Below are 16,515 nucleotides of genomic sequence, written 5' to 3'. Positions count from 1 at the left end.
TCGTTTCGACGGCGCAGGCCGGCATCACCGGCGGTCGGGTCAGGACCACGCGACCGGCAAGCTCTTGATGCCGTGAATGAACTGCGACAGCAGCCGCGCCGGTTCCTCGATGGCGACGATGTCGGGTATCTCGCGTCGCAGTTCGTCGAATACCACCCGGATCTCGCGGCGCGCCAGGTTCGCGCCCAGGCAGAAGTGCGCGCCGCCGCCGCCGAAGCCGACGTGCGGATTGGGGTGGCGAGCCACATCGAACGTCCACGGGTCGGCGAACTTGGACTCGTCCCGGTTGGCCGAGCAGTACCACAGCGAAACCTTGTCGCCCGCAGCCATTTTGGTGCCGCTGAGCTCGAAGTCGCGGGTCAGCGTGCGGCGCATGTAGATCACCGGCGAGGCCCAGCGCACGATCTCCTCTACCGCGGTATGTTCCAGTCCCTCGTAGTCCGCCCACCACTTCTCCCGCTGCTCGGGGTAGCGGGACAGCGCCAGCACGCCGTGACTGATCGCGTTGCGGGTCGTCTCGTTGCCGGCCACCACCAACAGGATGAAGAACATCGCGATCTCCGACGACGACAGCCGCTCGCCGCTCACCTCGGCTTCGACCAGCGCGGTGGTCAGGTCGTCGTGGTGGTTGACCCGGCGATCTTCAGCCAGAGCGGCGGCGTAGGCGCCGATGTCCATCGACACCTGGATGAACTCTTCGTAGTCGGTGGTCAGGTCGGGGTCGCCGAAGCCGAGAATCACGTTGGTCCAATGGAATATCCGTTGGTGGTCTGCCTCGGGGATGCCCATCATGTCGCAGATGATCTGCAACGGCAGCGGCCCGGCGAGTTCGCTGACCAGGTCGGCTTGCCCGTCGGGATGGTCGGCGATCATCGAGGTCACCAACTGGTGCGCGCGGTCGCGGACGGAGGCCTCGATGCGGGCAACGACCTTCGGGGTGAACGCCCGGCTGACGATCGAACGCAACCGTTGATGACGCGGGTCGTCCATCACGATCATCGATCCGAAATACTCGGCCAACTCCGGTGTCTGATCGTTGATGGTGATGCTGGGACTCGAGCTGAACACCTCCGGGTGTCGACTGGCGAAGAAGATATCGTCCAGCCTGGTCAACGCCCAGTGCCCGTTGCCGGCATCGAAACCGTCCATTTCGACCGCGGGCCAGAACGAGATCGGCGCCTCGCGTCGCAGCGTGGCGAAGGCGCCGTCGCGGTAGTCGTCGTCGCGGGCCCAGAAATCCAGTGAACCCAGCGCGATCTCGGAAATCGGAATCTCGGGCGGTCGCGTCCCGTTCACCCGCGGAACCAGGTTGCCGTGCGACGCCGAGCCCGGCCTGACTTTGAGGTCCATGCGATCCTCCTTGGCCCCCTTCGCCGTTGAAGGGGTCACACTCGCGAGCCTAGACCTCCGGGCCGATCCGGTGCGCCCGCTTTCCTCAGCCCGTCAGTGCGAACAGATCGCCCGCCCGGGCGTCCCGGTGGAATGCGCATCGTTGACCACATTGCCGTCGACCATGATCTTGCAGGCGATCGTGCCCTGACCCTGGGCGCTGAGCACGAAGACCTGCCCACCGAAAGCCTGGAATTCTGTCGACCACGGCAGCGCGACGTTCACCGCGCGCTGCTGACCGCTTCGGGACTGCCAGGAAATGTATTCGGCGACGCCCGGTCCGCTGACCTCGTAGCGAATCTGCGGAAATTCGCCCGGCTTGGGGGTGGCGTTGGCGACTCCACAGGTGGCCGCGAATGCGGTACCGACGGCGAACACGATCGAAGCTGCACGACGACTGGTCATGGTTGTCCATGTTGTCATCACCGAGGGGTGAATACGAGACCCTTTGGACGCAGAACTTAGGGTGAATCCCGAGACGGGGTGACGTGGAGGTGCTGATGTCGAAGCAGAGCGCGAAACGGGTCGTCGTGTGGGGCACCGGTTTCGTGGGCCGGATGGTGATCCCGGAAATCGTCAAGCATCCGCTGTTCGAGTTGGTCGGCGTCGGGGTCAGCAACCCGGACAAGGTCGGTCGCGACGTCGGCGACATCTGCGGGTTGCCCGAATCGATCGGCGTCACCGCCACCGATGACGTCGACGCACTGATCGCGCTCGAGCCCGACGCGCTGGTGCACTACGGACCCACCGCGATGCACGCCAAGGACAACATCTCGTTGATCAGCCGATTCCTGCGGGCCGGCATCGACGTGTCCTCCACGGCGATGACGCCGTGGATCTGGCCGACCATGCCGCAGAACCCGCCGAACTGGATCGAACCGATCACGCATTCCTGTGAACTCGGAGAGTCGTCCTGCTTCACCACCGGCATCGATCCGGGATTCGCCAACGATCTGTTCCCGATGACCCTAATGGGGTTGTGTTCGGAGGTGCGCAAGGTGCGGGCCTCGGAGTTGCTGGACTACACCAACTACGAGGGTGACTACGAGCGGGAGATGGGCATCGGACGCGAACCCGAGTACAGCCCGATGCTGGAAAACAGCGACGTGCTGATCTTCGCGTGGGGTGCCACCGTGCCGATGATCGCCCACGCCGCCGGCATCATGCTCGACGAGATGACCACCACCTGGGACAAGTGGGTGACCCCCAACGACCGTGAATCCGCCAAGGGGGTGATCAAGGCCGGTCACGTCGCCGCCGTCCGGTTCACCATCAACGGGATCTACCAGGGGGAGACGCGCATCCAACTCGAGCACGTCAATCGCATCGGGTTGGACGCGGCGCCGGACTGGCCGACGGGCAACGACAACGACGTCTACCGCGTCGAGATCGAAGGCACCCCGAGCATCGTTCAGGAGACCGCGTTTCGGTTCACCGACGGCTCGGGCCGGGACGCGGCCGCGGCCGGCTGCCTGGCCACCGGATTGCGGGCCCTGAACGCCGTGCCCGCACTCAACGAACTCTCCCCGGGCTGGGTCACCGCCCTCGACCTGCCGCTGATACCGGGCGCGGGCACCATCCGCTAGCCGGCCCGGCCGCCGTACAGCTTGCGCATAGCCGACACAAAGATTGGCTATAGGCCTTACCGCAAAAGTTGAGGTTAGGTGAGAATGCAGAGCGTTCCACCGCACACGGGGATTGGACCAGATGGCAGACGGAATTAGGCTCGCGCTGGGTCTGTCGATCGGCGCCACCAACCTGGCCGCCGTGACGCCGGACCACGCCATCACCCGCAAACCCGTGCTCACCCTGTTCCGGCAGCGGGCACCCGAAGTCGGGGTGCCGTCGGAGAATCCGAGGCTGGATCAGCCCGGCCTGGTGATCAGCGACTTCGTGGATCGGGTCGGCGACCGGGTGGGGATCGTAGCTGCCGACGGATCGACGCACCGCAGCGAAGCCCTGGTGGCCGACGGGTTGCGCGCGCTGGCCTATGCCGCCACCGGTGGGCGCGCGTTGCCCGAGAACGTTGCGGTGACCTACCCGGCCCACTGGAGCGCCTCGGCGATCGACGCCTTGGGCGCCGCGTTGAGCAGGGTGTCGGAGTGGTCGCAGTCCGGCAAGCCGTTGACGTTGATTCCCGATGCCGCGGCGGCACTGTTCGCGGTCCGCGCCAATCCCGGTATACCGGCCCGCGGGATCGTCGCGGTGTGCGATCTCGGCGGCAGCGGCACCAGCATCACGCTGGTCGACGCCGGTGGCGACTATCAGCCGGTGGCCCCGACCTTGCGGCACCACGACCTGTCCGGGGACCTGATCGACCAGTCGCTGTTGACGTACGTGATGTCGGAGTTGCCCGCGACCGGTTCGTTCGATCCGGCCGCCACCTCGGCGATCGGTTCGCTGAGCCAGTTGCGGACCGAATGCCGCAACGCCAAGGAACGGCTCTCGTCCACCACGGTGACCACCCTCGCCCACAATGTTCCCGGGATGCGCGGCGAGGTCCGGTTGACCCGCAACGAACTCGAGGAAACCATTCGGGGCGCCCTCGATGGATTCGTCGATGCTGTCGGACAAACGTTGAGCCGCAACGGGATTCACATATCCAACTTGGTCGCGATCGCGACGGTCGGGGGCGGTGCCGCCATCCCGGCGGTGACCACGTCATTGTCCGGGCGGTTCGGGGTGCCGGTGATCACCACACCTCGCCCACACCTGACCGCCGCCATCGGCGGCGCGTTGCGGGCAGCGCGCGGTCCCGCAGACACCAGCGCGACGGTGTTGACCCCAGCCGCGTCCGCCGCCGCCGCCGCGCTGGCGGCCCGATCTCAGGACAGCCCCGTCGACGGCGGATCAGAACTGAACTCCGACGCGCCGGTCTCGTTGATGCAGCCGGCGCTGGCGTGGTCGGAAGCCGCCGACGACGAATCGCGGGTGATGCCGGTGGCCTCAGACGAGGCACGCGGTTCCAGGCTGACTTCCGCGCGACCGCAGATGGCGTTCGAGCAGGAAAGCAAGCCGCAGCCGGAAGCCAAGAAGTCGCCGATTCCCTGGTATCGGTTGCCTGCTGTGCTGATCGTCGGCGCAATCGTGGCGGTGCTGATCGTGGGGGCGGCGGTGACGATCGCGCTGAACTCTCATGACCAGCGCACCACCCCGCCGGCGAGCACAACGTCGGTCGCTCCGAGTTCGTCGGCGCCGCCGCCGTCTTCGCCGTCGCCTTCGCCGACGCCGTCTCCGTCGTCGGAGACCCCGACCCCGGAACCGGCACCGCAGACGGAGACACCGCAACCCCAACCGACGCGGCAACCGACTCGACAGGCTCCGCCACCGACTACCCAGGCGCCTCCCCAGACGACACAGCCGCCGGCTCCAACTCAGCCGCCGGCCACCACTCAGCCGCCGGCGCCGCCGACGCCGCCGACCACCCCTCCGGCGGCGCCGCAACTGCCGCAGTTACCGCAGATTCCCGGGTTACCGCAGATTCCCGGGCTGCCAGGAGCGCCGCAGGGCCCGGGCTAGTTGCTCCCCGGCGTTCCGTCGGGTTTCCAGTGTGGGTCCCTGGTTTCCAGGGTGAAATGTTGGCTTTGCGGGTGCAGCCTGGGCGGGTTTTTCGGCCGATTTTCCCACCGTGGGCGCACACCGAACGCCGCCTCTTCACAATGAAAGCCAAGGATTCACACCGAAGTGTGGAATGGAAAGTCCGCTAATGTGCGGTTGACCGACCAGCCCAAGTCAGGTGTTCGCGGCTTCTTTCTCTTCCTTGTCTTGCTTGTCTTTGGACTCTTCTGACTTGTCTTTGGACTCTTCTGACTTGTCCTTGGACTCATCGGACTCGTCTTTCGCCTCGTCTGACTTGTCTTTCGCCTCGTCCGAGTCGCCTTCGTCCTCATCGTCCTCGTCGAACTTGCCGTCTTCCTTCGCGACCTTGATGATCTCTTCGTTGAACTCTTTGTCGCGATCGATGTTTTCTTCGGCGGTTTTCTTGGCGTCCTCTAGCAACTCCTCGTCGGACTTGTCCGCGAGCTCCGCGGTCTGGTCGGCCTCGGCGCCCCGCTCGCTGGTGTCGTTCAGGTCCTTTTCCTTGCCGCCGTCGTCACCCTTCGAGTTTTCTTCCTTGCCGCCGCCGTCACCCTTCGCGTTTTCTTCCTTGCCGCCGCCGTCGCCCTTCGCGTTTTCGGTTTTGTCCGAATCATCCTTGGAGGCTTCGTCTTTCGCCGATGAGTCGTCGTCGTCGTCGGAGTCCGACTTGTCGCGTTCGGCTTCTGCCTTCTTGGCCGGGGAATCCTCGTCGTCGGCGTACTTGGGATTGCCGTCGTCGTCGAGCCATTCGTTGACGGCCGTGCCGGTGATGGTTCCGCCGGACCCGGGCAGCACCAGCGTCGGCTGGTACTTGTAGGCCTCCCGCATCTCGGCGGCCTTTTCCTTTGCTTCGTCATCGGGTTCGGGTGCGCCGGACGTGTCGACCCCGCCACCGTCGTCGTCGCTGTTCTTGCCGCTTTCGCCTTTTTCGTCAGACTTCTTTTCGTCCTTCGGCTCCTCAGCAGTGTCCACGCCGCCGCCGTCGGTGGTGTCCTCGCTGTCCTTGTCCGCCGAGTCGTCGTCGTGTGCGCTCATGCTGATGCCCCTTTGAGTTGCGTTTGCGACCGATGCTCTGGGGGGTTACCCACTACGGCGTCACACCAAAACGCGCCGTTACCGCGAACCGCGCTTGACCAGCACGATCGAGGCCAGCGGAATGCGCATCGGCTCGGGCGCACGGGTCAACTGCTCAGCGACGGCGGTCTCGAGTTGCGTGACGAATTCGCCGGCTCGCGGGTCGCCGGTGCCGCCGTCGAGGCCGGCCGTCAACGTCGGGAACAGGGCTGCCCGGGCGAACGCCGCCCACTGAGCGCCGAAAGCCTCTGCGTCGGAGTCGGTTCGGTACCGGGCCCAGAAGCGGTCCTCGGCGTTGAACATCTCGAGCTGGTCGATCCGCAGGCCCTCGAACCAACCCCGCGGCGCGAACGGAGCCCGAAAGTCCTTCTCGGTCCGGGCAACCACCGGAATCACCATGCGCCGTAGCTCCTCGGGTCGCAGCAGGTGGTCATCGGTCAACTCGTGCAGAGCCGTCATGAGAGCCTCGTTCAACGGGCGATAGCCGAATTCGCCGTCGTCGTCGAGGGCCATCGTGAGCACCACCAGTCGTCCGCCCGGACTCAGTTCGCGTCCCCGGAACGCCACGAAGTTGTTCCAGTCGACCGCGGACTGGTGCTCGAAGGCCTTGCGGGCGTCGACGTTCTTGCTGAAGGCGACCTGTACGTGGTCGTCGAATTCCGGGGCGCCTTCTGGGACCCGGCTCAGCCATTGGACCGCCCACGATGTCCAGCCGAGGTTGACCGCGCAGGTCGGCAGGATCTGGTCGTAGAAGGATCGGCCGATGGCGGAGGTGAAGCTGGCCGCGTCGTGGTGCAGATAGCTGTCCGGGTCTTCGGACAGGGTCTGGAACAGGGCGGTGAAGTCGTTTTGCGGCACATCGGTGTGCGTCACCAGGATCGGGTGGTCGTGACGGGTGGTGCGGGCGCGCAACACCTTGATCGCGGCGCCCATCGGCTTCAGTGAGTTGTAGCCGGTGGCGGCACCGTAGTCGGCGACGACGATCGGCTGGGGAGGTCTGGGCAGCGGCACCTGGTGAGCGGCCTGCTCGAACAGCGCCACGGCCGGCAACAGTCCGGCCGCCTGCAGGCGCGACGATTGCGAGTACGTCGCGCTCTCCATCGGCTCTGGCCGCACGACGATGCTGGACTCAGGCAGTTCCATATCAGCCTTGCGTCGGGTAGCTCACCCCGGTGAGCCGTTCGGAGATGTCCCAAAGTCGTTGACAGTCAGCGTCATCGGCGGCGCGAGCGGGGATCTTGGCCTCGGTCACACCGCCGCCGGCGGCCTCGTACACGCCGCGCGGGCCGTAGAACACGCCGCCCTCGGCCGCCGGGGTGGCGGCGGCGTAGAGGGCGGGCAGGATCCCTTCGTCGATCTCCTGCCACATAAACGGCGCATAGCGCCAGGACGTTGTGTACAGGCGTTGCATCAGCGAAGGCTTCTCGCGACCGCGTGAGGGACCGCTGATCTGCAGGTTCGTCTTGGTCAATCCCGGGTGCGCGGCGTTGGAGACGATGCCCCAGCCGCCGGCGCGACTGCGCTTGTCGAGTTCCCGGGCGAACATCAGGACCGCCAGCTTGGACTGACCGTAAGCCGTCATCGGAGCGTATGACTTCTCGAACTGCAGATCGTCGAAGTGGATGCGGCCCCGGCGTGCGGCGAGACTGCTCAGCGACACCACCCGAGCGTTGGCGGCGGCACGCAACAGCGGCAACAGATGGCCGGTGAGCGCGAAGTGGCCCAGATGGTTACTGCCGAACTGCAATTCGAAGCCGTCCGAGGTGGTGTCGCGTTCCGGTGGGGTCATGACGCCGGCGTTGTTGATCAGGATGTCGATGGGTCGGCCCAGTGCGGTGAGGTGCTCGCCCAGGGCCGCGACCGAGGACAGTGACGACAGGTCCAGCGATTTGATGGTCAGCTTGGCATCGGGTACCACGCTGCGGATCTCCTCGATGGCCGCCTCACCCTTGGCTTGGTTGCGGATGGCCATCACCACGTCGGCCCCGGCCGCCGACAACCGCTTGGCCAGGCCGAACCCCAGGCCGCTGTTGGCTCCGGTGACTACCGCCAACTTGCCGGACAGATCGGGCACCGAGGCGACGAGATCGCTGGCCATCGGAGGGCTCCTTTTCGTTGTCGGATCGGGCGTGCAACCAGTGTCCCCTCCTGGGTCGGGTTAGCGCGCGGGACCCTGCTTTCTGTTGCCTTGTCGCGGTGACACACTGCGTGGATGAACAGCAGACGGGTCGCCAAGATCACGCTGGTGATGGCCATCGTGATGTTGGTGGTGTCGGTGGTCGGTTTCGTCACCACCCTGGTGCTCAACGCGTTCGTCCTCGACGATTTCGACGCCTATGGTGAGGTGCCCGTCCCCGGCAGCGGCAGCGTGCAGCTGCCGGCCGGCGACGTGACCGTCAGCCTGCACGCCCTGGTGGCCGGTGGGGGAAGGGGAGGCGGCCTACCGGTACCGCCGCTAGGCATCACCATCCGGCCGCCCGAGGGCGTGGCGCAGCCGCAGGTAACCGAAAGTATCGGCAGCACAACGACAATCAACAACGATGCACACGTGCGGGTGTGGAACGTGCGGGTGCCCGCGGAGGGCACCTATCAGGTGGTGACTGACGGTAAGGTCGGCGGATACATCAACCCGCGCCTGGCCTTCGGGCATCAGAGCTCATACGGGTATCTGGTGTGGGTGTTCGTCGCGATTTTCGTGATCGGGCTGATCGACCTGGCGGTGTCCATCGGCTGGCTGAGCCGGAGTCGGCGGGTGCTGCCGGTGAGTCAGCCGTTTCTGTCTGTTCCGGCGCCCCAAGCGTACGAGCCCTCCGGGGAGGGTGTGCGAGTCGAACGGCTCAAGACACTTGCCGCGTTGCGGGATTCGGGTGCGCTGACCGAGGACGAGTTCCAGGCCGAGAAGCGGCGCATTCTGGACGGGTTCTAGACCTCCCGCGCGAGGGTCCGCAGATGTACGCCGACACGCCGCTACGGCTGGCATTTTGCGCGCGCTCGCCAAGGGGACCGCGAGAGGACGGGTCGCGCTGGACGCTGCTCAGTGTCCGCGCTTGACCCACTGCTCGTAGTTGACGATCTCGTCGCCGATCGTCGTGTCGTCACCGTGGCCGGTGTGCACGACGGTGTCGCCGGGTAGTTTGCCGAGTTGCTCGGAGATCGACTGCAGGATGGTCGGGAAACTCGAGTAGGAGCGCCCGGTAGCGCCGGGGCCGCCGGAGAACAAGGTGTCGCCGCTGAACACGACACCGAGATCGTGGGCGTACCAGCACACCGAGCCGGGGGAGTGGCCGGGCGTGTGCAGGGCACGCAGTTCAGTCCCCGCGATCTTCACTGTCTCGTCGTCGGCAATGGCGCGAAAGTCGCTGTCCGGGTGCGTCATTCGCCACAACACCTCGTCGGCGGGATGAAGCAACACCGGCGCGTCGAGCGCTCGGCCGAGTTCGGGTGCCACGGTCACGTGGTCGTTGTGCCCGTGCGTGCACACCACCGCAATCACATGACGACCACCGACCGCTTCGATGATCGGCTCGGCGTCGTGAGCGGCGTCGAACACGATGACATTGGAGTTGTCGCCGACCAGCCAGATGTTGTTGTCGACTTCCCAACTGCCGCCGTCGAGTTCGAAGGTGCCGTGCGTCACTACGCGATCGATCGCCACCATTACAGCATCGCCACCGAGCGCAATACCTTGCCGTCGTGCATCTTGTGGAAAGCCTCCTCGATGTCGTCTAACCCGATCCGCTCGGAGACAAACTCCTCCAACGGCAACCGGCCCTGTAGGTACAGGTCGATCAGGGTGGGGAAGTCGCGCTCGGGCAGGCAGTCGCCGTACCACGACGACTTCAGCGAGCCGCCGCGGGAGAAGAAGTCGACCAGCGGCATGTCCAGGCGCATGTCGGGTGTCGGGACGCCGACCAGCACCACGGTTCCGGCGAGGTCGCGGGCGTAGAACGCCTGCTTCCACGTCTCGGGCCGGCCGACGGCGTCGATCACCACGTTGGCGCCGAAGCCGTCAGTCAAGTCCTGGATGGTCTCGACGACATCGAGTTCGCGCGCGTTGACGGTGTGGGTGGCGCCGAACTTGCGGGCCCAGTCCAACTTCGTGTTGTCGGTGTCGATGGCGATGATCGTGCGGGCCCCGACGAGCGCGGCTCCGGCGATCGCGGCGTCACCGACACCGCCGCAGCCGATCACCGCCACGGTGTCGTCGCGGGTGACGGCCCCGGTGTTGATGGCCGCGCCGATGCCGGCCATCACTCCGCAGCCCAGCAACCCGGCGACGGCGGGATCGGCCTCGGGATTGACCTTGGTGCATTGGCCGGCTGCGACGAGCGTCTTGTCGGCGAAGGCTCCGATGCCCAGCGCGGGCGTCAGTTTGGTGCCGTCGGTCAGCGTCATCTTCTGCTCGGCGTTGAAAGTGTCGAAGCACAGATGAGGCCGGCCGCGTTTGCAAGCCCGGCACTGTCCGCAGACCGCGCGCCAGTTCAGCACGACGAAGTCACCCGGCTCGACGGCGGTCACGCCCGGGCCGACCGCCTCGACCGTGCCCGCGGCCTCGTGTCCGAGCAGGAACGGGTATTCGTCGTTGATGCCGCCCTCGCGGTAGGTCAGGTCGGTGTGGCAGACGCCGCAGGCGGTGATGTCGACGACGACTTCACCGGGTCCCGGGTCGGGGATGACGATGTCGACCAACTCGACGGGCTCGCCTTTGGCTCGTGAAATCACGCCTCGCACTGTCTGACTCATGGGTTCAACCTACTGTTGGTCGCCATACATCGCGCGGCCGCCCGTCTAGTCGGCCGTCACGGTGTAGCGTCGCCCGCGTGACGGTCTCTCAAACCGAAACCGCCGAGGCGTTCAGTGAGCGAATAGTCGCCGCCATCGACAGCGCCAGCCTCGCGTTGTTGTTGAGCATCGGACATCAGACCGGTCTGTTCGACACCATGGCCGGCCGGGCGCCCGCCACCAGCACGCAGCTCGCCGAGGCGGCCGGACTCGACGAGCGCTATGTCCGGGAATGGTTGGGCGGCATGACCACTGGCCATGTCGTCGACTACGACCCCGCGACTTCTACCTACTCGCTGCCCGACCACCGGGCCCAAGCACTGACGCGCGCGGCAGGGCCGAACAATCTGGCCGGAGTGGCGCAATTCCTGCCGCTGCTGAGCAACGTCGAGCAGCAGATCATCGGTTGCTTCCGGGACGGCGGCGGGGTGCCCTACAGCGAGTTCCCGCGCTTCCACAAGCTGATGGCCGAGGAGAGCGGTGCCGTATTCGACGCCACTCTGGTCGACGTGGTGCTGCCGCTGGTTGACGGTCTCGTCCAGCGGTTGCACGACGGGATCGACGTCGCCGACTTCGGTTGCGGCAGCGGACATGCGATCAACGTGATGGCGCAGGCGTTCCCGGCGAGCCGCTTCACCGGCATCGACTTCTCGGACGAAGCTATCACCGTCGGCAAGGACGAAGCGGCCCGGCTGGGTCTGACCAACGCCGCGTTCGAAAGTCGCAATCTGGCGCAGCTGGATGACTCTGCCTTGTTCGACCTGATCACCGTCTTCGACGCCATCCACGACCAGGCGCAGCCGGCGCGGGTGCTGGAGAACATCCACCGGGCGCTGCGGCCGGGCGGCGTCCTGCTGATGGCCGACATCAAGGCGTCGAGCCGGCTCGAGGAGAACATCGGCCGGCCGATGAGCGTCTACCTCTACACGACATCCCTGATGCATTGCATGACGGTGTCGCTGGCTCTGGACGGCGCCGGGCTGGGCACCGCGTGGGGAACGCAGCTGGCGGTTTCAATGCTGCAGGACGCCGGGTTCGCCGACGTCACTGTGGCCGAGATCGACGGGGACCCGCTCAACAACTACTACATCGCGCACAAATGACCGCTCTCGAAGCGCTCGGCGACTGGCCCGTCTCCAACGCCGCCGCCGCCGTCGTCGGCCCGGATGGCGTGCTGGCCACCCACGGCGACACCGCCCGCGAGTTCGCGCTGGCGTCCGTCACCAAACCGGTCGTCGCGCGTGCCGCGCAGATCGCCGTCGAAGAAGGGGTGGTCGACCTCGACACTCCGGCAGGCCCGCCGGGATCCACCATCCGGCACCTGCTGGCGCATGCGTCGGGACTGGTGATGCTCTCCGGTGACGTGCTGGCCAAGCCGGGCGCCCGGCGCATCTATTCCAATCACGGCTTCGCCGTGCTGGCCGAGACGATCGAGCGGGAGTCCGAGATCGGCTTCGCCGATTACCTGGTCGAGGCGGTGTGCGAGCCGCTGGGCATGACATCGACCCGGCTGGATGGCGGCGCGGCCGAGGCGGGGTTCGGGGCGACCTCGACGGTCGACGACCTGGCGCTGTTCGCCGGCGACCTGCTGCGTCCGGCGCTGGTGTCCGAGCAGATGCACGACGACGCGACCAGCGTGCAGTTCCCGGGTCTGAACGGGGTGTTGCCGGGGTACGGCGCCCAACGGCCCAACGATTGGGGGCTGGGCTTCGAGATCCGGGACTCCAAGTCGCCGCACTGGACCGGTTCGCGCAACTCGGGACGCACCTACGGCCATTTCGGGCAGTCGGGCGGATTCATCTGGGTGGACCCGGACGCGGACCTGGCGCTGGTGGTGCTCACCGACCGCGATTTCGGCGACTGGGCTTTGGAGCCGTGGCCCGCACTCGCCGACGCGGTGCTGCAGCAGGAAAATGCACACTAGCGCAACACAGGCATCACAGGGCACAATAGACACGCACGACACACGAAAAATTGCTTGCTCGGGTTCACCAGGTCGTTGGGGAAGACGTCCCTCGTGGAACCGAAGGAGCAAAAGATGCGTGCGTCGAATCAGTTTGCCGACGTGACGGCCGGTGTGGTGTACGTGCACGCCTCGCCAGCGGCGGTGTGCCCGCATGTGGAGTGGGCGTTGTCGTCGACCCTGCAGGCCAAGGCGAACTTGGTGTGGACTCCGCAACCGGCCATGCCCGGACAGTTGCGCGCGGTCACCAACTGGGTGGGGCCGGTCGGGACCGGTGCCCGGTTGGCGAACGCGCTGCGCTCCTGGTCGGTCTTGCGGTTCGAGGTCACCGAGGACCCGAGTCCCGGTGTCGACGGCCACCGATTCAGCCACACCCCGCAGCTCGGGTTGTGGAGCGGAGCGATGAGCGCGAACGGCGACATCATGGTGGGGGAGAATCGGCTGCGCATGCTGATGGCGCAAGGCGCCGACACCCTGGCCGCCGAGATGGATTCGGTGCTGGGTACTGCGTGGGACGACGCACTCGAGCCGTACCGCGACGGTGGTGACACCGGTGAGGTGACCTGGCTCAGCCGGGGCGTGGGTTAGTTCCCCCCGCGAGCAGACGCAAAAGCCCCCAATTCGTGCCGAATTGAGGGGCTTTTGCGTCTGCTCGGCGGGTTAGGTGACCGGTTTCGCGGAGACGGGGATGTCGACGTTGCCCTTGCATGTCCCACTGGCTATGTCGGTGTGGAAGACGCCGGTGAGAATCCCGTACTGCCCCGGCGTGTAGACGGTTATCGATTTCGCGGGCGCGTACTCGACGGTGCCGTCGGGCAGCAGGCAGTCCCACTGCCACGTCATCTCCCGCACCCACTGCGCACCGTTCCAGGTGAATTCGATTGTCGGCGGCATGGATTCGTTTTTGGGTGGCGACGGGTTTGTCACGGTGGCGACGCAGACACCCGCCGCGCAGGTCGAACTGATGGTGACATTGCTGCGGTGCGCGAATTCGTTCTGACTGGCCGCCACGCTGGTGCCGCTCTTTGCGTTGGCCGACAGCGTGACGAGGTACTCCCCGTTCCAGGACGCGACTTCACTCGCATAGGCCACCGGCACCTGACACAGCAGAGCAACGAGAGCGGCGGACCCAACCAAGGCGGCGCTGCGGAAACCCGGCATGCCCGAAATGTCGCGGGCAGCGACCCTTTCGTTACACCTTGTTGGGGCGCAATACCTGCAGTGCCGCCGGCACGGCGGAGATCTCGGCGGGCAACGGGCAGGCGAAGTCGCCATCGGCGTACACGTTGATGCCGGGACATTCGACTGCGACCGTCTTGGCTCGCGCGGTGGTCACCGCATCGAGTTCCACGTGCGTTCCCTTGAGTGCGGTAGGGAAGAAGCGGACCAGTTCCATCCGCGACTCCGACTTGACCATGGTCAGGTCGAGCAATCCGTCGGTGCGATCGGCGTTGGGGCAGATCAGCATCCCGCCGCCGTAGCTGCGAGTGTTGCCCAAAGCCGTCATCGTCAGATCTGTTTCGATTTCCTGCTTTCCGTCGAGCACCAGCCGGAACGGCAACATGCGCAGCTGGGAGAGTTCGGCGAACATCGCGAGGTAATACCGGAGCCGGCCATGAGGCCACCTCATCCGGTTGGCCCGGTCGGTGACCAGCGAGTCGAATCCGGTTGCCGCCACGGTGCCGAACCATTTCTCGACACCGTCGGTGTCCTTGATGCGGCCCAGGTCGATGGTTTCCGCCCACCCGTCCACCACGACATCCGCGGCGGCTTCGGGATCCTTTGTGGGGATACCGAATTCGCGCGCGTGGTCGTTGCCGGTGCCGGCTGGGATGATCCCCAACGGCACGTCGGTACCCGCGAGCACCTGCAGCGCGTTGGTGATGACGCCGTCGCCACCGGTGACCATGACTGCGTCGGTGCCCTTTTCAACGGCGGCGCCGAGCAGATACCGGGCGCCCTCGGCGTTCTCGCCGACGATCTCGATGACGTCCACACCGCGCTGGTGAAGCCGGGCGACGGCCCGCTGCGATGCCTCGACCGCAGCGCCGTGCCCTGACAGCGGATTGGTCAGGGCGGTGACTTTCGCGATCTCGCGCCGACCCAACTGTCCGGTTGCCGGCTGCTGTCGCGTCACGGAATCAGCTTGCCGGGGTTGAGGATTCCGCTGGGGTCGAGCGTCGCTTTCACTGCGCGCAACACTTCGACGCCCAGATCGCCCACCTCATCGCGCATCCAGGCCCGGTGGTCGGCGCCGACCGCGTGGTGATGGGTGATGGTTCCGCCGGTGGCCATGATCGCGTCGCACGCGGCCTTCTTCGCGGCCCACCACTGCTCGAGCGGGTTTCCGCGCTGCCCGGCGACCACGGTGAAGTACAGCGAAGCGCCGGTCGGGTAGACGTGCGAGACGTGACACATCACCAACGCCGGGGTACCCGACTCACCCAGCGATGTCGTAAGTGCTTCGGTGACAGCGGCTTTGAGCGCCGGGATGTTGGACCAGTCGGTGGCGGTCTCCAGGGTCTCACAGAGCGCACCGGCGGCCAGCAGCGAGTCGCGCAGGTAGGGCGCGCTGAACCGGCCGTGTTCCCAGGTCTTGGCGGGTTCTTCGCCAAGTGACTTGCCGCCGTGGGCTTCCAGCACGGCGCGGGTCTCGGCGTGCCGGCTTTCGGTGTGTTCCGGGGTTCCCTCGAACAGGGTAAGGCCCAGGCAGCCGCCGGTGTCTTGCTTCTCGCCGATCGTCTCGTGGGTGGCCAGGCTGATTCCCGTCTCGGCTTCGTCGGACAGCCGCACGACGGTCGGTCCGGTGCCGGTCTGGGTGATCGCGCGCAAGGCTTCGACACCGGTGGCGAAGTCGGGGAAGGACCACGCCTCGTAACGGGTGGTCTCGGGGACCCGGTGCACCCGGAGGCGGACTTTGGTGATGACGCCCAGGGTGCCTTCGGAGCCGATCGCGACCTGCCGCAGGTCCGGCCCCGCCGCCGAAGCCGCCACCCGGCCCAGATCCCAGATCCCCACCGGGGTAACCATGCGCAGCCCGAGGATCATCTCGTTGAACCGGCCGTAACCCGCCGAATCCTGGCCCGAGGACCGGGTCGCGGCGAAGCCGCCGATGGTGGCGTACTCGAAACTCTGCGGGAAATGACCCAACGAGAAGCCGTGTTCGCCCAGCAGGCGCTCGGCTTCCGGGCCGGTGACGCCGGCGCCCAGTTCGGCGATCCCCGATACCTCGTCGAGGGAATGCAACTCGTCGAAGCGGCGCAGATCCAACGAGATCACCGCATTGAACTGACCGCGGGTGGGATCCAGGCCGCCGGTGACATTGGTGCCCCCGCCGAACGGGACGACCGCGATGCCGTGGTCGGAGCAGTAGCCCAATATTTCGAGCAACGTCTCGTCATCGCCGGGCAGCAGCACCGCGTCCGGCGCATCTTGGACGCCGCGGTCCTTGCGGCGCAGCATGTCCGGAGTGGACTTGCCCCCGGCGCGCAGCACCCGGTCGCGGTCCGCGGCGCGCAAGTACTGGGCGCCGACGATCTTGGCCAGCCCGTCCTGATCCTGTTTCGACAGACTCGAGGGACGCACCTTCACCTCGTCGAGACTGAGCTCGGCCTCGTCGGATTCCTCGAGCCCCACAACTTGTTTGAGCAGGGAACGGATTCCGTCGGAGAGTGGCTTGGCCGCAGCGGGATCTCCCCACGCGTTCCATTTCATCGGCGGAAGGTATT

The 16,515-nt window shown here is 66.3% G+C and carries 16 protein-coding genes; 6 read left to right on the top strand and 10 right to left on the bottom strand.

Annotated features, from left to right (window positions below; translation table 11 throughout):
- Window positions 1-39: 39 nt before the first annotated feature.
- Window positions 40-1,350, bottom strand: coding sequence for a cytochrome P450 (locus tag AC5Y46_RS06085; RefSeq protein WP_499945365.1), 1,311 nt, complete (start codon window positions 1,348-1,350; stop codon window positions 40-42).
- A gap of 93 nt (window positions 1,351-1,443) precedes the next feature.
- Complete coding sequence (locus AC5Y46_RS06080; protein ID WP_499945367.1) at window positions 1,444-1,794, bottom strand: MmpS family transport accessory protein; 351 nt, start codon at window positions 1,792-1,794, stop codon at window positions 1,444-1,446.
- A gap of 95 nt (window positions 1,795-1,889) precedes the next feature.
- Here AC5Y46_RS06080 and AC5Y46_RS06075 point away from each other — a divergent pair, with 95 nt between their 5' ends.
- Together AC5Y46_RS06075 and AC5Y46_RS06070 are read left to right on the top strand one after the other, a co-directional pair.
- Entirely contained in the window at window positions 1,890-2,975 is a 1,086-nt protein-coding gene (locus AC5Y46_RS06075) for an NAD(P)H-dependent amine dehydrogenase family protein (protein ID WP_499945369.1), read from the top strand.
- Between the two features lie 121 nt (window positions 2,976-3,096).
- Window positions 3,097-4,908, top strand: coding sequence for an Hsp70 family protein (locus AC5Y46_RS06070; RefSeq protein ID WP_499945371.1), 1,812 nt, complete (start codon window positions 3,097-3,099; stop codon window positions 4,906-4,908).
- A 213-nt stretch (window positions 4,909-5,121) separates the two neighbouring features.
- Here the strand turns inward: AC5Y46_RS06070 and AC5Y46_RS06065 are convergent, their stop codons facing one another.
- The 3 genes from AC5Y46_RS06065 to AC5Y46_RS06055 form a co-directional block, all read right to left on the bottom strand.
- Window positions 5,122-6,003, bottom strand: a complete 882-nt coding sequence (locus AC5Y46_RS06065) for a hypothetical protein (protein ID WP_499945373.1) — start codon at window positions 6,001-6,003, stop codon at window positions 5,122-5,124.
- Window positions 6,004-6,081: 78 nt separating this feature from the next.
- A complete protein-coding gene (locus tag AC5Y46_RS06060) occupies window positions 6,082-7,185 on the bottom strand; it encodes a class I SAM-dependent methyltransferase (RefSeq protein ID WP_499945375.1) in 1,104 nt (367 codons plus the stop codon).
- A gap of 1 nt (window position 7,186) precedes the next feature.
- The gene (locus tag AC5Y46_RS06055; protein WP_499945376.1) at window positions 7,187-8,140 is read right to left on the bottom strand and encodes an SDR family oxidoreductase; all 954 of its coding nucleotides are present in this window, start codon (window positions 8,138-8,140) and stop codon (window positions 7,187-7,189) included.
- 114 nt (window positions 8,141-8,254) lie between these two features.
- On the opposite strand from AC5Y46_RS06055, the gene AC5Y46_RS06050 reads away from it, so the two are divergent.
- Window positions 8,255-8,968 (top strand): SHOCT domain-containing protein, encoded by a 714-nt coding sequence (locus AC5Y46_RS06050; RefSeq protein WP_499990401.1) that lies wholly within the window; start codon window positions 8,255-8,257, stop codon window positions 8,966-8,968.
- A 108-nt stretch (window positions 8,969-9,076) separates the two neighbouring features.
- On the opposite strand, the gene AC5Y46_RS06045 is transcribed toward AC5Y46_RS06050, so the two are convergent.
- Together AC5Y46_RS06045 and AC5Y46_RS06040 are read right to left on the bottom strand one after the other, a co-directional pair.
- On the bottom strand, window positions 9,077-9,700 hold the full coding sequence (locus tag AC5Y46_RS06045) for an MBL fold metallo-hydrolase (RefSeq protein WP_499945379.1): 624 nt from the start codon (window positions 9,698-9,700) through the stop codon (window positions 9,077-9,079).
- Entirely contained in the window at window positions 9,700-10,785 is a 1,086-nt protein-coding gene (locus tag AC5Y46_RS06040) for an S-(hydroxymethyl)mycothiol dehydrogenase (protein ID WP_499990399.1), read from the bottom strand. Before AC5Y46_RS06040 ends, AC5Y46_RS06045 begins: the two co-directional genes overlap by 1 nt.
- Before the next feature lie 77 nt (window positions 10,786-10,862).
- Between AC5Y46_RS06040 and AC5Y46_RS06035 the strand changes: the two genes are divergently transcribed.
- From AC5Y46_RS06035 to AC5Y46_RS06025, 3 genes are all read left to right on the top strand, one after another.
- On the top strand, window positions 10,863-11,927 hold the full coding sequence (locus AC5Y46_RS06035; RefSeq protein WP_499990397.1) for a class I SAM-dependent methyltransferase: 1,065 nt from the start codon (window positions 10,863-10,865) through the stop codon (window positions 11,925-11,927).
- Window positions 11,924-12,748: a serine hydrolase domain-containing protein gene (locus tag AC5Y46_RS06030; RefSeq protein ID WP_499990395.1), complete on the top strand. Its 825-nt coding sequence runs from the start codon at window positions 11,924-11,926 to the stop codon at window positions 12,746-12,748. Before AC5Y46_RS06035 ends, AC5Y46_RS06030 begins: the two co-directional genes overlap by 4 nt.
- A 114-nt stretch (window positions 12,749-12,862) precedes the next feature.
- Entirely contained in the window at window positions 12,863-13,375 is a 513-nt protein-coding gene (locus AC5Y46_RS06025) for a DUF3145 domain-containing protein (RefSeq protein ID WP_499945384.1), read from the top strand.
- 72 nt (window positions 13,376-13,447) lie between these two features.
- On the opposite strand, the gene AC5Y46_RS06020 is transcribed toward AC5Y46_RS06025, so the two are convergent.
- Genes AC5Y46_RS06020 through AC5Y46_RS06010 form a run of 3 tightly spaced genes read right to left on the bottom strand, consistent with a single transcriptional unit; the run spans window position 13,448 to window position 16,501 of the window.
- Window positions 13,448-13,948: an Rv2253 family sensor-like surface protein gene (locus AC5Y46_RS06020; protein WP_499990393.1), complete on the bottom strand. Its 501-nt coding sequence runs from the start codon at window positions 13,946-13,948 to the stop codon at window positions 13,448-13,450.
- Window positions 13,949-13,979: 31 nt separating this feature from the next.
- Entirely contained in the window at window positions 13,980-14,924 is a 945-nt protein-coding gene (locus AC5Y46_RS06015; protein ID WP_499990392.1) for a diacylglycerol kinase, read from the bottom strand.
- Window positions 14,921-16,501, bottom strand: coding sequence for an FAD-binding oxidoreductase (locus AC5Y46_RS06010; protein WP_499990481.1), 1,581 nt, complete (start codon window positions 16,499-16,501; stop codon window positions 14,921-14,923). Before AC5Y46_RS06010 ends, AC5Y46_RS06015 begins: the two co-directional genes overlap by 4 nt.
- Window positions 16,502-16,515 lie beyond the last annotated feature (14 nt).

It is taken from the genome of Mycobacterium sp. NGS59, from assembly GCF_059812345.1.
This window is presented reverse-complemented; position numbering and strand designations above follow the sequence as displayed.